Genomic DNA, 15,055 nt, shown 5'->3' with positions numbered 1-15,055 from the left:
TGAATCTAGAACGATTGAACGGGTCCTGCGCAGCGGACCTCGACCTTGCCCACCGATCTGCGTCATGGCGTTTGAGGCCGAGAAGCGGCTCATCAAGTGGCGTACGAGCGCGCCGCCTGACGATCATTCGCGTCGACCGAGAGAGCCCCTTTTCGCAGGCGTTCTCCCGTTAGACAGGGCAGAGAACGCCGGGCGCTTCGAGCTGTTTTTCTTCATCGCAGCCGCACCGCGGTTTCAGAATATCGAAAATAATCGCGAGACCAATTTGATCTATATTGACACCAATGGCTAAACCAATTCTATATTGATCGCATAACGATCCTGATTGGTAGCGAATGGTGGTGACCGTGAAAGCAACTCCGACACTTGAAACAAGCCATGCGCCTTCGCAGGCGGCTGCTGTGGCATGCAACGCTCCGACACAACTCTTCATTGGCGGCGAATGGGTTTCCGCAAAGAGTGGTCAGACTTTCGAGGTGATCGATCCTTCGACTGCGGAAGCAATCGCCACAGTTTGTGACGGCGACATCCAGGACGCGATGGCCGCCGTCGACGCGGCTGAAAAAGCAGCCGCGGCCTGGAAGGGAACCTCGCCGCGGCGGCGCTCGGATGTCCTGATGAAGTGTTTTCACCTACTTCTCGAACAAGCCGAGTGGCTGGCGCAACTGATCACAGTGGAAAATGGCAAGGCGCTTCCCGATGCGAGATCGGAAGTCGCCTACGCGGCCGAGTTTTTCCGCTGGTATGCCGAGGAAGCTGTGAGGGCTCCAGGTGAATTTGGACCATCACCTTCGGGCGCAAACCAGATCATTGTGAACCATGAGCCGATTGGTATCGCCGTATTGGTAACGCCGTGGAATTTCCCGGCAGCAATGGCGACCCGAAAAATTGGTCCGGCACTGGCTGCAGGCTGCACCTGCATCCTGAAGCCCGCAGCCGAGACGCCTCTGACAGCGCTCGCGATTGGAGAACTGATGCGGCAGGCAGGTGTTCCCGCCGGCGTGGTCAACATCGTTCCCACGAAAAAAGCCGGTCCTGTGGTCAGTGCAATGCTGCATGACAAGCGAGTGCGGAAGCTGTCGTTCACCGGCTCAACCGGCGTTGGGAGGATCCTGCTGCGCGAGGCCGCGGACCAGGTCGTCAGTTGCTCAATGGAATTGGGCGGCAACGCGCCTTTCATCGTATTCGACGATGCCGACCTGGAAACGGCGGTAACCGGCGCAATGGTTGCAAAGATGCGCAACGGCGGTGAGGCTTGTACGGCCGCAAACCGCTTCTACGTTCAAAGGGGAATTTATGCTGACTTCATTCGGCGCTTCGCCGAGGAGATGGCAGCGCTCAACGTCGGGCCAGGACTGACACCGGATACGCAGCTTGGCCCACTGATCACCGATGCAGCGGTCACCAAGGTGGAGCGCTTGGTAGACGACGCGATCTCCAAGGGAGCCCGGCTGGTGACAGGCGGTAGCAGGCTGAGCGGCGAGGGTTTCTATTATTTGCCAACCGTTCTCGCCAATGTCTCTCCGGACGCCGAGATACTTCGCGAAGAAATCTTCGGTCCGGTTGCGCCAGTGATTGTGTTTGATACCGAGGACGAGGTCGTCGATCTGGCCAACGACACCGAATACGGGCTGGTATCCTATATCTTCAGCCGAGACCTCAAGCGTGTGCTTGCAGTCGCCGGCAGGCTGGAAAGTGGCATGGTCGGAATTAACCGCGGTGTGGTTTCCGACGCTGCGGCGCCGTTCGGCGGCATGAAGCAGAGCGGCCTCGGGCGCGAAGGCAGCCATCACGGCATGCTCGAATATCTCGAAACGAAGTACATCGCCGTCACTTGGTAGGTTGTCTCGAGCAACGCGGTTGCCAGTCGGCGATCATGTGCCGACGTCACGCAGGCTCGAAACACGGAACAACGACGCGGGTGACTGCAGCAAGAATAGGAGAGATGAATGTCCCTACTGAAAACCATCGACCCGAATCCATCCTTCGAGCCGAAGCATAGAGCTGCCGAGCCGGAGCGCCTCATTGCGGGCAGCCCCGCCTTCAGGACCTGGCTCCAGGACACCGCCAAGGATGGCAAGGTCAATACCGGTGTTTTCGAGGCGACGCCCGGTGAAACGCACTCCATCAAGGGCGAAACATTTGAATTTTGCCATCTTGTGCACGGTGTGATCGAGTTGACAGAGAAGGGCAAGGACCCGGTCATTTATAGCGCGGGCGACAGCTTCGTGATGAAGCCGGGCTATGTCGGAGTTTGGAAGACGATCGAGACGGTGCGGAAGATCTTCGTCACCGTTACCTGATCGTTCAGGCAAACGATGCCGTTTTACGCGGCAGGCAAGCCGTTTCGCTCGGCGCCTCTTGCAATGGGGGGCGGGTTTTCCGCCCCCCATTGCTCGTCTTGTGTGTCCGTCTCGTCCGGTACGGTCGGGAAACTCGATCCTTAGCCGCGGCTTCATAGACCCATTGTTCTTATCACTGATGAGCCAGAGACCACGAATGGATGAACTCATGCAAACGGAATCAATCGTTCTTGCGCCTTTCGAGGCGCATCATGTGCGCGGCGCCCTCGCGCTGTCGCGTGCTGCGGGTTGGGCGCACAGGAGGGAAGACTGGGAGATGATACGGTCTCTGAGCGAAGGTCGCGTTGCGCTCACCGGCGACCGGGTTGTGGGTACCGCACTCATGACTCCCTTCGGCGACACTTGCTCAGCCATTAACATGATTATTGTCGACGAAAGCCAGCGTGGCCGGGGATTGGGAAGAAAATTGACCACCGCCGTGTTGGGACTTGCTGGTGAGCGTGAATGCCGATTGACGGCGACGAATGACGGCTTGCCTCTTTATGAAAAACTGGGATTTGTCGCGACCCACCAAATCTTCCGTCATCAAGGCATTGCCGGTAAGGCCGGTGCTCCTGAGAATGTTGAGTGGATCGGGCCTGACGCGCTGCCGGCAGTCAAAGCGCTCGACCGTACGGCATTCGGGGCCGACCGCGACGCGCTATACAATGCCCTGGCGAAGGAGGGGAGTTTCGCCGCCATCCGGAAAGGTGATCATATCGTCGCATTTGCGGCAACGCGGTTGTTCGGAAAGGGTCAAGTCGTCGGGCCTGTTGTTGCGGAAAACTCGGAACAGGCGAGGGACCTGCTTGCCTTCATCCTCTCCAGCAAGGAAGGTCGCATCGTGCGCGTCGATATCCCCGAACAGACCGGCCTTTCGTCACCGCTCGAAGACTGGGGGCTGCGTCGGGAGGGCACCGTCATTGCGATGGTCCGCGGCGCCGCGGGCCAATCTGAAACACCGGCCGTTCAAACTTTCTGCCTTGCGAGCCAAGCTATTGGCTGACGTGAAAGTCTGAAGTGCCTGCCGTCGGGATTGGGCCAACCTGAAAGCGTAGCGCATGATGCGGGTGACGCCGACGCAGCGAGCCCAACGCCGTCGGGGCTGCGATGGAACGCATCAAACTTCTCAATAGCGTTCTTGGGTCAAGCTTGCTTGCAGGGGCCGCAACAGCGTCTTCGGCGCCATACGGTTAGCGTCGGCGCCGCGAACCCGCCGATGAAGCAGCTCTGGCGGAGCCGGAGAGAAAGCATCCGAGATGGTGCTTGCTCCGCGTCGAACCCGCTGCACCGGCAACCTCAGCGCCGCCTGAGAGAGTATCCTTCCCGAGCGGTCCGCACAGAGCGTTGCTCAGCGTTGATCGAGCAACTTGATCTGGAGATCTTCCCAATGCTCCTGGAAGGCATCGCGCGCCGTATCGTAGTGGCGGCTTCTCAAGCTGTCGATGAGCCGCTCGTGTTCTTCCGCCATCTCTTCGGCGGTGGCGTAGAAATCCTGCCGCTGTGCCAGGAGGAGTTCGATCTCGCCCTCGAGATCTGAATAGGTCCGCTTCAGCCGAGCGCTGCCGCTGGCGGCGATGATCGCACGATGGAAGTCGCGGTCCGCAGCAACCAGCAGGGATCTGTCGGAGGATAGCGTCGACCTGTGCATAACGTCGACCGCCTCCAGCGCCTGAGATGGGATGACGCCGGTCAGCACGATCAGACGAATGGCCTCGCCCTCGATGGCGCCGCGCACGCGTGTGATATCGACAATATCGTCTGGTCCGAATTCGGGCACCACAAAGCCTCGGTTCGGTATCTGACGCAGCAGGCCCTGGGTGACGAGCACCTGGGCTGCTGTACGGAATGTGTGCCTCGAGGTCGAATGCTCTTCGCACATCTTCACGTCGCGGAGGAACTCGCCCGGTCGGAAATCCCCCGACAAGACGCGTCGTCGCAAGGCGTGTGTCAGGGTTTCCACCGCGCTAGCGGGCAAGGGCTCGACATTCATCTCAAGATCTTCGGCTTGATGCTTGGTGGGCAGCGGCGGCATGGCTATGGCTCTGCTCGTTGAGTTTGTTCGTATACCTACGCCATATGCGGCGGCGCAGGGCAAGGCAGATGATATGTGCCGCCCGGCTGCACGGGGGCGGGTTCCTAGATCTGCACGGACCGAAGCGCCTCGTCGACACCCTCGAGCAGACGCGCCGCGTTGGCCGATGTGAAGATCAGCGGGGGCCTGATCTTCAGGATGTGCGCGTCCGCTCCCGTGGCGGAAATGAGGATACGCCGGTCGCGCAAGGCATTGACGGCTGCAAGCGCGCGGTCCATGTCCGGCGTCTTCCGGTCCCGATCCTTGACGAGTTCGACGGCGAAATAGAGGCCGGCCCCGCGAACATCGCCGACGAATTCATATTGTTTCTGTAGGTTCCGGAGGCCGTTGAGGATTTCGCCGCCGACCTTGACGGCATTCTCCAGCAGGCCTTCTTCGAGGATCGTGTCGAGCACCGCTCTTGCAGCGGCGATAGCGACGGAGTTGCCCCCAAACGTGTTGAAGTAGCGCATGCTGGATCCGAACTCGGCGACGAGCTCGGGCCGCAGGACGACGCCGGCAACGGGATAGCCGTTGCCCATGGGCTTGCCCATAGTGACGATATCCGGATCGACCTTGTGTCGGGAGTGACCCCAAAGATGGGTGCCGGTTCGCCCGAATCCGGATTGAACCTCGTCGGCAATGAACAGGCCGCCCGCCTTGCGCACCACTTCCGCCACCGGCGCCAATACGTCCGTCGGGTCGACGTAGAGACCATCGGAGGAGAAGACGGAATCGGCGATGAAGGCCGCTAGGCCGCCGCCATGCCGCTCCATGTCGGCGATCTGCCGCGCGACATCCTCCGCCATCCGCCGGCCGATTTCCTCGACGGGGAGGCGATAGGAATCCGGCGCGGCGACCGTGCGAAGATAGGGATCAAGGGCCGACTTCTTGCCGAGCGACGGCGAGATTGCCGCCACCGCGCCGCTGTTGCCGTGATAGGCTTCGGCCGTGACGATGACGCCGGTCCTGCGCGTGTGGTAACGCGCGATACGCAAAGCGAGATCGTTGGCTTCCGAGCCCGTGCATGTGAACATCGCGCATCCGGTTCGACCGAGTTCGCCACCAAACGTATTGATCAGGGCTTCGGCATAGTCCAGCAGTGGCTCCTGCATGTAACGCGTGTGGGTACAGAGTACCTCGAGCTGCTTCTGGATCGCCTCGACGACACGCGGATGAGAGTGACCCAGGGACACCACGTTGTTGTAGGCATCGAGATATTCGTTTCCGTGCTTGTCATAGAGGAACACGCCCTTACCACGGGAGATCTCAACCGGTGACTTGTAGAAGAGCCGATAAGCTGGCCCGAGCAGCCTTTGCCGCCTGGCTACATGCGCCCGATCTTCACTTGTGAGATGAGACGTGTCCTGAGGGTTGAAGCCATTTGGCATGTCGCCACGGAAGCCCTTGGGCAGGGTAGTCGCTTCTTTGGACATTGCTGTTCCTATCGTGTCAGAAGATCGGAAATCTGTGCGGTCGAAATCGAGTGGAACCACTCGAGGTGGGCCCAGCCGGCTTCGGTATTGCGCAGGATATAGCGGCTGTTCTCCGGGAAGATTTCGGCGCGCCAGCACGTCAGCAGCGCACGGACCGCAAGACGGCCCATTGACAGGAAGGGGATGAGCCGGAGTTCCTCATCCGTCAGTTCGGCATGGCGGAGATAACCGCGCAGAACATCGCGCGGTTCGTCAAACAGGTCACGCCGGTTCCCATGGTCGAATGTTTTTGGCATCTGGTTCATCAATGCCGTGGAGACATCGACGGCGATGGCGGTACGGACCGCATCGCCGAAGTCGATGACGCCGGTCAGGAACTGCGGACTGGCATGATCGACGACCAGGTTCGACGTATTGAAGTCGTTGTGAAGCACTTGCCGCCGGCACAGGTCGAGCTTCGGCTTGACTTCGGCAAACCGCTCGAGCGCACGGACCGTCCAGGCCCGCTTGCCGCCTCCCGGGATGAAGCTCAACAGATCGGTGAGGTCGAGCAAATGGGTGACGTCCCATGCCACCGTCCGGCCGTCTGCGGGGTGCGAGAAATCGGCCATGGAATGACGCAGCTTTGCCAGGATTTCGCCGATCCGTTCACGCTGTGGGGCTGTGCAAGATGTCCGGTCGAGCGGAGTACCGGCAAGGAAGGTAATGAGCCGCACAGCGCGCCGCTCGCCGGCACTGGTGGTGACGATGGGCAAATCCGCGCCCTCGAGGTCGCTAAGTGCACGGGGGATGGGTAGATCAAGGGCCCGCTGCTCGAGATGACGCATCAGCGCGACCTGGAAATCGAGTTCCTCCATCCGCTCGGAAGGATGAGCGATCTTCAGCACGAACTTCCCCCAGGCGGCGCAGTCGAGGAGGAACGTGTCGTCTTTCTCGGTTTCAAAACGCGTAACAGAGCCACGCGCGCCATATAGTCGTTCGGCGATTTCTTCGGCTTCCGCAGCGCCGACGCGATGGCACGCCTCGGAAAGCTCAGGGACGCGGGCTGGCCCATACTGATGCTTGTGATCCATCTTCAACTCATTCAGATCCTGCCTCGGGAATGGGCAGCTTATGGCCTCACTATCGCACATCTCAATTTTTGTACAACAATTTATTCTTCGCCGAGACTTTTTGCCACTGGGTTGGATCTCTTTCCGGCGATTGACGGTTGACGACTGCGCAGGCGTTCTGAAGGATTCGTGTGCAGGAAACCTTAATTTTCAGCTATATAGTGAGAAAGCCGTGTTTCTTGAAGAGCGACGTATTAAAGCTGCCGCAAGGCGGCAGGATGATTGATCACTAAAAAATTGTTGGACAATATGTTGCCATCGCAACAAAGTTATGCCAGTGTGCCCCCACTGGCGGGAATGCAGCAAACAAGTTGGAGTGCTCCGCTTGAGTGGATGGATCCGGCATCAGCAAAGGCAGAGGAAATGACCAGTTACGGATTCGTAAAGCTACCTGCGCCGCTGCCGCATTGGGGTCTATCTGAACCGCAACCTCTTTAGACTGGCGGCAAGCCGCTACGATGACCTTGGATAGGCACAGCGTTGCCATGAACATTGGAAGGAAGACACGCCATGACTCAATTTCGACCGAAGTACGTGACCTTCGACTGCTACGGCACGCTCACGAATTTCGATATGGCCGGCGCTGCGCGACGCGTTTACGGCGAGCGCCTCTCCCCTGAAGCCATGGCCGCCTTCGTCGAGGCTTTCAGGGGCTATCGCCTTGACGAGGTGCTGGGCCCATGGAAACCGTTCCTCGAGGTGGTGCACAATTCAATCGAACGCAGCTGCAAACGGATCGGTATCCCGTTCAAACCCGAAGACGCGCAACGCATCTATGACGAGGTGCCAACCTGGGGTCCGCACCCGGACGTCCCGGCTGGCCTGTCCAGGGTGGCCAAGGAAATTCCGCTGGTCATCCTCTCGAACTCCATGAACAGCCTGATCATGTCGAACGTGGAAAAACTGGGCGCGCCCATCCATATGGTCATCACGGCAGAAGAAGTCGGGGCATACAAGCCTCTGATGAAGGGCTTCGAATACATGCTCGACAAGCTCGGCTGCGGGCCCGAAGACATTACTCATGTGTCCTCATCCTTCCGCTACGACCTGATGACCGCCTATGACCTGGGCATCAAGAGCAAGGTCTGGGTCAACCGCGGACATGAGCCGGCCAACCCCTTTTACGAATACACCGAGATCAAGGACATCGGTGGGCTAGCCGCCGCCGTCGGCCTGGAGCCAGCTCTCAAGCGCGCCTGAAAGAACCAGGGCTCAGGCGCTGTTGCTATGATGAGACCGGGGCGCTCCGTTCCGCCCCTTCTCTTTCGCAGCAAAGCGGCACGCTGTCACGCATCTGATGAGCCACCATCAAATGAGTGAACGGCGGGCGTGTAAAGCCATCGGCGTTTGCCGGATGACGATCCGTTACGAAACCCGACGCGACGACGATCATGGCCTTCGCGAGCGGATGAAGGCGTTGGCGCATGAACGCCGCCGCTTCCTTATCGACGCCTTCATGTGCTGCTCAGGCGCAAGGGTCACCTTGTGAGCCACAAGAGGCTCTTTCCGGCTCTATCGGGAGGAGAAGCGACGGTGCGCAAGCGCGGCGGCCGCAAGCGAGTGATCGGCACCCGAGCACCGATGCTGATCCCGATGGCAGCCAAGGACCGTTGGTCGCTGGACTTCGTGTCGGATCAACTCACCGATGGCCGCAGGTTCCGCATTCTGACGGTCGTCGACGATTGCACCAGGGGATGCCGGGCACTCGTCGCCGATACATCGCTTTCCGGCCTGCGGGTCGCCCGTGAGCTGGATCGGATCATCGAGGAACGTGGCAAGCCGAAGATGATCGTCAGCGACAACGGCAGGGAGTTCACCAGCAACGCGATCCTGCAATGGACGGATCCGACCAAGGTGGATTGGCACTCGTGCAGGGCAACCGATCCAGAACGCCTTCATCGAAAGCTTCAATGGGCGGCTGCGAGATGAGTTCTTGGATGAAACGCTCTTCTCTCGTCGTCGTGCCGGACTATGTCTTGCGCCGTGCGAGCACGAAATCGTGGCTCACGTCCCAGAAGTCGCCGGCAAACGCGTAGGTCTTTGCACGCTCGGGGTCGTGCACCCGGTCGAATTTCGCCAGCAGGCTTTCCTTCACGCCGAAGACCGCATCCGAATTGATGTAGGGATCATCCGGATCGAAGATGTGCGTTGTCAGCGTCTCGAAACCGTCGGCGCCGATGATGTAGTGAAGATGCGCCGGCCGATAGGGATGACGGCCGAGATGGCCGAGCAGCTGGCCGACCGGACCGTCATCAGGGATCGGATAGTATTTCGGCTTCACGGCCCGGAACCAGTAGTGGCCGTCGGGTCCGGTCCTGAAGATGCCGCGCAGGTTGAAGTCGGGCTGGATGCCCTTCTGCTGCACGTCGTAGAAGCCTTCGTCGTTGGCCTGCCAAACGTCGATGACAGCGTTGGCGATCGGCTTGCCCTCAGTGTCGAGGATGCGGCCCTCGACAACCATGTCCTCGCCCTTGTGGTCGAGGCAGATATTGGCACCCATCGGCAGTTCCGGGGCGTCGGCGACGTGAAACGGCCCCAGCACCGTGCTTTCCGAGGCGCCCGAGGGCTTGCGGTTGTTGATGGCATCGACCAGCATCGACACGCCGAGCACATCCGACAGCAGGATGAATTCCTGCCGCCATTCGTTGCACATCTGGCCGGTGCGGGTCAGGAACAGGATCGCCTGCATCCATTCGTCCTGCGTCGGCTCAAGCTCCTTGACCGCCTCGTGCAGCTTGCGGGTGACGACTTCCATAACCTGCTTGAGCCGCTCGTCCTTGGCGCCGGCATTGCGGCCGGTTACGACCTCGACCGAGTTCTCCTCGGTGAAATAGCCCTTTTCATGCGCTTCCATGTCCGCCTCACCGATCGAGTATGGATTTGAGGACACGCCGCAATTCGGCTTCGGGCGAGGCGACCATGCCTTCCGAGCGCCATGCGACATGATGGTCGGGCCGTACCAGCACCACGCCGGCATCGCCGACCTCGCGGGCGCGGGCCCAGTCGCCATAGTGATCCTGCCACTCTTGCCGGGGGCCGATGAGATGCGTCGTGATCGGCAGGCCGAGTTCCGCCGACAGGGCATCGGCCGCCTCGACCCACGCGCGGCCACCGATGCCGGTCAGGAGCGTGAACTTGCCGTGGCCGCAAAGATCGAGCGTCGAGGCCTTCCGGTTGGAATCGTTGAACAGCCAGGCATGCGGAAGGCGCGCGCCGGGCCAGGTCGTCTGCTCGAAATGCAGTTCGGGATCGCGGGCAAACGCCGGTTCGGGTTGGCCGTCGGTGGCCACCGCGCTTGAACGGTAGCGCTGGTTCATCTCCACGCCGTGGGCGTCGAACTCGTAGACCTTGGCGGCGATCGCCGCGCGCAGCGCCGCGCGCTGGGTCTCGGCGGCCGGTGTGTCCTCGCAGCGGCGGTCCATATTCTCCTGCATCTTCACCGGATCGATGGAGTCGAGCAGACCCAGCGCGCCGAAGATCGGGCCGAATTCCTCGATCGACTTGTTGGCGCGGGTGACGATCTGCTTGGCCACCGGCGCGCGCTCGTCGGTATAAGTCTCGAGCAAGGCGGGGCCGGCCTCGCCCTCGATCACCATGGCGAGCTTCCAGGCGAGGTTGAAACTGTCCTGGATCGAGGTGTTGGAGCCCAGCCCGTTTGAGGGCGGATGGCGGTGGATCGCATCGCCCATGCAGAAGACGCGACCCTTGTGGGCACGGGCGGCGTAGCAATTGTTGACAGTCCAGGTCGAAACCGAGGTGATTTCGATGTCGATATCGGGATCGCCGATCAGGTCGCGGGCGACGCCCTCGGCAAAGGCGTTGTCGACGTCGGGCACGCCCTCGTTGATGTCGTAGCCCCAGTTGATCAGCCATTCGTTCCAGGGCCGGACCATGCGCACGAGGCCCATGCCGATGCCGCCGACATTCGAGCCCGGCTGCAGCACCCAATAGAGCACCGAGGGCCGGTGGGCGACATAGCGGGTCAGGTCGGCCCTGAAGATGATGTTCATCGAGCCGGCGACACCCATCTTGCCCTCGAAGGGAAGGCCGATGTGCTGGGCGACCAGCGAATTGCCGCCGTCGGCACCGACCAGATATTTCGAGCGGACGGTGAAGTCCCTGCCAGTGAGGCGGTCGCGGCAGGTCGTTGTGACGCCCTCGGCGTCCTGTTCGTGGCTGATATATTCCGTTGACATCCGCGCTTGCGTACCGCGCGAGCAGGCGGTCTTGAACAGAAGCGGTTCCATGAGGGTCTGCGGCAGGTCGTTCATCTCCGTCGGCGAGGAGAGCAGGTGCTCGGCCTTGGAATTGGGATGGTTGCCCCAGGTCTTGAGCCGGCCGAGTTCCTCGCCTGATAGCGAGGCGCAGAACACGTTCTCGCCCATGATCGCCTGCGGGCTGCAATGCAGGTAGGCTTCCGCCTCGACGTCCTGGCCCAGGTCGCGCAGCACTTCCATAGTGCGCTGGTTGGTGATGTGGGCGCGCGGCGTGTTGGCGAGCCAGCGGTAGCGGTTGATTGCCATGTTCTCGATGCCGTAGCTCGAAAGCAGCGCCGCGGCCGCCGAGCCCGCCGGTCCGGTACCGATGATCAGTACGTCAGTTGTTATGTCAGCCATGAGGCCCTCCCTTGGTCCCTTGATGATTGGGTCCGCGCTTGAGGATGCGGCGGACCGGAAAGAGTTCAATGCCGGTGCGGTCGGAGGCGAGGCCCCAGAGGCCACGCGGCGCGAAAAGCATTGTCACGATGGCGAGCGCCCCCATCAGCAGCAGGTACCAGGACCCGTAGCTCGACAGCGCGTTCTGCATCAGGAAGAAGACGATGACGCCGACGATCGGCCCCTCGATCGTGCCGATGCCGCCGATCACGACGATGAAGATGATATAGGCCGTCCAGTCGGTGAGCGAGAAGGCGGCCTCGGGTGAAATCCGCGCCTTCTGCAGATAGGTGAGCGCGCCTGTTATGCCTGTGAGGAAGGCGGTGACGACATAGACCGTCGCTTTCATCCGCATCGCGTCGACGCCGAGCGCGCGCGCGGCGACTTCGTTGTCACGCACGGCGGCGAGGCCGAGGCCGTTGCGGCTCCTGAGCAGACGGTACATGGTGCCCATCGTGGCCGCGAGCAGGATGAGCGCCACCCAGAAGGTCAGCGCATCGACCGCCGCCGCCGACTTGAGTCCCAGCGTTTCCTTGAGGAAGCCGATGCCGATCATGTCGCGGGTGGCGTCGCGCGGCAGCGACGTGCCGGTGCCGCCTCCGAGCGCCTTCCACTGGGCGAACAGCAGGCGGCCGACTTCGGCGATCACCCAGGTACCGATCGCGAAATAGGGTCCATGCAGCCGGAAGGCGAAGAAGGCGGTTGGCACCGAGACGAGCGCTGCGAAGACGCCTGACAGCAGCACCGCCAGAAGCGGATCGAGCCCGAGCAGGATGACGAAGCTGAAGAGCGCATAAGCGCCGCAGCCGACGAAGAGCTGCTGGCCGACCGAGATCAGGCCGGCATAGCCGGCAAGCAGGTTCCAGTTCTGGGCCAGCACCAGCATGGTCAGGATGAAGAACAGATCCTGGACGACGCCGCGCGAGGCGAAGAAGGGCGTTAGCGCCAGGAGCAGCATCGCCGCGATTGCAACAATGCCGAAGGCCGTCGACAGTGTCGTGCGCGTCTCGACGCGCCAGCGCGACCCGCTGGCGCCGGCGGCGGTCGTAGGGGGCGAGGCTTCCCGGTTCGCCACCATGTCAGTCCACCGCCCGCGGGAACAGTCCGCGCGGCCTCACGAGAAGCACCAGGAGAAAGGCGACATGGCCGGCGAGGATCTGCCATTCGGGATTGATGGCGGCGCCGAGAGTCTGGGCGACGCCGAGGATCACGCCGCCGGCGAGCGTGCCCCAGAGCGAACCGAGCCCGCCGATGATCACGGCTTCGAAGGCGTAGATCAGGCGCGCCGGTCCCGCCGTCGGGTCGAAAGTGGCGCGGGTGCCGAGATACAGCGCGGCGATTGTGACGACGACCATGGCGAGGCCGGTGGCGGTGGCGAAGATGCGGTTGGGGCGGATGCCCATCAGCCCGGCGGTCGCCACGTCGTCCGACGTCGCTCGGAAAGCGCGGCCAAGCGCGGTACGGTAGATCAGCTGGTTGAGCGCGACGACGACGAGGATCGCCGAGGCAAAGGTGAGGAGCGGCATCACGCCGGCACTCAATACGCCTATACCGAGGGAAGCGGATTCGAGCGTGCCGGCCGAGATCCGGCGGCTGTCGGCGCTGAAGCTTTCCAACAGCCCGTTTTGAATGACGATCGACAGGCCAAATGTCACTAGCAGCGGGGGCAGGATATCCTTGCCGAGCGTGCGATTGAGCAGGTGATATTGCAGGACCCAGCCGATGCCGAACATCACCGGCGCCGCGATCAGCGCCGCGATGAAGGGGTTGATCTGTAACGCCGACACCAGCTGTAGGATCAGGAACGCGGCGCAGACGATGAGGTCGCCATGCGCGAGGTTGACCAGCCGCATGATGCCGAAGACGAGGCTCAGCCCCGCCGCAAACAGTGCATAGAGGCCGCCGAGCAGAATGCCCTGAAAGATGGTATCAAGCCAGTTCATGTCCCTCGGCTCCAAAATAGGCGGCATGGATGGCGGATCGGTCGAGATCGGACGGGCGGCCCGAGAGCGTGACGCGGCCCTCCATCATGCAATAAACGCGGTCGGCGACCTTGAGCGCCTGGGCGATGTCCTGCTCGACGATGACGATCGCGGCACCCGCGATACGGATGCGCGGGAAGGCGGCATAGATGTCGCGGATGACGATGGGGGCGAGGCCGAGGCTCAGTTCGTCGCAGAGCAGCACTTCCGGATTGGACATCAGCGCCCGGCCGATTGCCACCATCTGCTGCTGACCACCGGAAAGCGCGGTGGCCGGGTAATTGCGCCGTTCGGCGATGACAGGGAAGAGGTCGTAGACCGTCCCGAGCGACCATGGCCCGTCGATCTTCCGGCCATAAGTCCCGACGAGGAGATTTTCCTCGACCGTGAGCGACGGGAAGAGCTTGCGGCCCTCCGGCACCAGCGCGATGCCGCGCGCCATGACATCGGGAGCGGGCAGCGCACCGATCTCCGTGCCGCGATGGAGAATGTCGTTCGGTGCATTTCGGATGGTGCCGGCGATCGAGCGCATAAGCGTCGACTTGCCGGCGCCGTTCGCGCCGATGACCGCGATCATCTCGCCCGCGTCGAGCGTCAGGTCGACGCCGAAAAGCGCCTGGAAGTCGCCATAGGAGGCCCGGAGGCCACGTGTTTCGAGAAGCGGTGCCATCAGACCTCCATGCCGAGATAGATCTCGCGGACTTCGCGCGAGGCCATGATCTCGGCCGGCTGGCCGATGCCGATCACCCGGCCGAAATTCAGCACCAGCAGCCGCTCGGCCACTGAGTTCAGCGCATGGAGCACATGCTCGATCCAGATGATGCTGATTCCCTTCTGGTGGACACGGCGGATCGTGGCGACCAGCTGGTTGCATTCGCCCTCGGTGAGACCGCCGGCGATCTCGTCGAGCAGCAACAGTTTCGGCTGAGTGGCGAGCGCGCGGGCGAGTTCGAGCCGCTTGCGCTGGAGCAGCGACAGCGAGCCGGCCGGATCGTTTGCCCGGTCGATCAGTCCTGTTTCCTCGAGGATATTGGCGCAGGCGTCCGCCACTTCGTGCTCGGACTTCGCCGCGCCGAAGGCCGCCGATACCAGCAAATTCTCGTAGACCGTCAGCCGCTCGAAGGGCTGCGGGATCTGGAAGGTGCGGCCCATGCCGGCGAGACAGCGCTGCATGGGCGACAGGTGGGTGACGTCCCGGCCGTCGAATTTCACAATGCCGGAGGCGACCCCGATATTGCCGTTGATCAGGTTGAACAGCGTCGACTTGCCCGCGCCGTTCGGCCCGATGACGCCGAGCGCCTCGCCGGGCTCGACCGAAAAGCCGATCTTCTCCGCCACCACAAGGGCGCCGAAGCTCTTAGACACGGTTTCAAGTTCGAGTATGGGCATGAGGTCTTCCGGTCAGTCTTGCTTCTCGGCGATCGGTCGGACGTTCGTTGCTGGCATGGGCGGCG

The 15,055-nt window shown here is 61.8% G+C and carries 13 protein-coding genes and 1 pseudogene; 5 read left to right on the top strand and 9 right to left on the bottom strand.

Translation table 11 applies throughout. The features are described from left to right. Positions 1-335 precede the first annotated feature (335 nt). The 3 genes from JNB71_RS21765 to JNB71_RS21755 all read left to right on the top strand — a co-directional run bounded on the left by JNB71_RS21765 (position 336) and on the right by JNB71_RS21755 (position 3,348). A complete protein-coding gene (locus JNB71_RS21765; RefSeq protein WP_220373867.1) occupies positions 336-1,841 on the top strand; it encodes an NAD-dependent succinate-semialdehyde dehydrogenase in 1,506 nt (501 codons plus the stop codon). Positions 1,842-1,949: 108 nt separating this feature from the next. Beyond that, positions 1,950-2,303 carry a cupin domain-containing protein gene (locus JNB71_RS21760; protein WP_220373866.1) on the top strand — a complete coding sequence of 118 codons (354 nt, stop codon included), beginning with the start codon at positions 1,950-1,952 and terminating at the stop codon, positions 2,301-2,303. A 196-nt stretch (positions 2,304-2,499) separates the two neighbouring features. After that, positions 2,500-3,348, top strand: a complete 849-nt coding sequence (locus tag JNB71_RS21755; protein ID WP_223215952.1) for a GNAT family N-acetyltransferase — start codon at positions 2,500-2,502, stop codon at positions 3,346-3,348. A 345-nt stretch (positions 3,349-3,693) separates the two neighbouring features. Here the strand turns inward: JNB71_RS21755 and JNB71_RS21750 are convergent, their stop codons facing one another. The 3 genes from JNB71_RS21750 to JNB71_RS21740 all read right to left on the bottom strand — a co-directional run bounded on the left by JNB71_RS21750 (position 3,694) and on the right by JNB71_RS21740 (position 6,925). Next, positions 3,694-4,377, bottom strand: coding sequence for a GntR family transcriptional regulator (locus tag JNB71_RS21750; RefSeq protein WP_220373865.1), 684 nt, complete (start codon positions 4,375-4,377; stop codon positions 3,694-3,696). A gap of 104 nt (positions 4,378-4,481) precedes the next feature. Further along, the gene (locus JNB71_RS21745) at positions 4,482-5,852 is read right to left on the bottom strand and encodes an aspartate aminotransferase family protein (protein WP_220373864.1); all 1,371 of its coding nucleotides are present in this window, start codon (positions 5,850-5,852) and stop codon (positions 4,482-4,484) included. Positions 5,853-5,860: 8 nt separating this feature from the next. After that, positions 5,861-6,925, bottom strand: a complete 1,065-nt coding sequence (locus tag JNB71_RS21740) for a phosphotransferase (RefSeq protein ID WP_220373863.1) — start codon at positions 6,923-6,925, stop codon at positions 5,861-5,863. Between the two features lie 549 nt (positions 6,926-7,474). Between JNB71_RS21740 and JNB71_RS21735 the strand changes: the two genes are divergently transcribed. Both JNB71_RS21735 and JNB71_RS21730 read left to right on the top strand, forming a co-directional pair. After that, a complete protein-coding gene (locus JNB71_RS21735; protein ID WP_220373862.1) occupies positions 7,475-8,164 on the top strand; it encodes a haloacid dehalogenase type II in 690 nt (229 codons plus the stop codon). A gap of 67 nt (positions 8,165-8,231) precedes the next feature. After that, positions 8,232-8,918, top strand: a pseudogene (locus tag JNB71_RS21730) (DDE-type integrase/transposase/recombinase); the annotation flags it as partial. Between the two features lie 15 nt (positions 8,919-8,933). On the opposite strand, the gene JNB71_RS21725 reads toward JNB71_RS21730, so the two are convergent. The 6 genes from JNB71_RS21725 to JNB71_RS21700 are packed head-to-tail and all read right to left on the bottom strand — an operon-like array spanning position 8,934 to position 14,990. Beyond that, on the bottom strand, positions 8,934-9,818 hold the full coding sequence (locus JNB71_RS21725; RefSeq protein WP_220373861.1) for an intradiol ring-cleavage dioxygenase: 885 nt from the start codon (positions 9,816-9,818) through the stop codon (positions 8,934-8,936). 7 nt (positions 9,819-9,825) lie between these two features. Continuing rightward, a complete protein-coding gene (locus JNB71_RS21720) occupies positions 9,826-11,580 on the bottom strand; it encodes an FAD-dependent oxidoreductase (protein ID WP_220373860.1) in 1,755 nt (584 codons plus the stop codon). After that, entirely contained in the window at positions 11,573-12,697 is a 1,125-nt protein-coding gene (locus tag JNB71_RS21715; RefSeq protein ID WP_220373859.1) for a branched-chain amino acid ABC transporter permease, read from the bottom strand. Before JNB71_RS21715 ends, JNB71_RS21720 begins: the two co-directional genes overlap by 8 nt. Position 12,698: 1 nt before the next feature. Beyond that, entirely contained in the window at positions 12,699-13,562 is an 864-nt protein-coding gene (locus JNB71_RS21710; protein WP_220373858.1) for a branched-chain amino acid ABC transporter permease, read from the bottom strand. After that, complete coding sequence (locus JNB71_RS21705; protein ID WP_220373857.1) at positions 13,549-14,271, bottom strand: ABC transporter ATP-binding protein; 723 nt, start codon at positions 14,269-14,271, stop codon at positions 13,549-13,551. The genes JNB71_RS21710 and JNB71_RS21705 overlap by 14 nt, the downstream gene beginning before the upstream one ends. Next, positions 14,271-14,990, bottom strand: a complete 720-nt coding sequence (locus JNB71_RS21700) for an ABC transporter ATP-binding protein (RefSeq protein ID WP_220373856.1) — start codon at positions 14,988-14,990, stop codon at positions 14,271-14,273. Before JNB71_RS21700 ends, JNB71_RS21705 begins: the two co-directional genes overlap by 1 nt. Between the last annotated feature and the right edge of the window lie 65 nt (positions 14,991-15,055).

Origin of the sequence: Rhizobium herbae (assembly GCF_019511375.1) — a bacterium.
GTDB classification, from domain to species: Bacteria; Pseudomonadota; Alphaproteobacteria; order Rhizobiales; family Rhizobiaceae; genus Pararhizobium; species Pararhizobium herbae_A.
The sequence above is the reverse complement of the archived record's forward strand: the minus strand, read 5'-3'. Positions and strand labels throughout refer to the sequence as shown.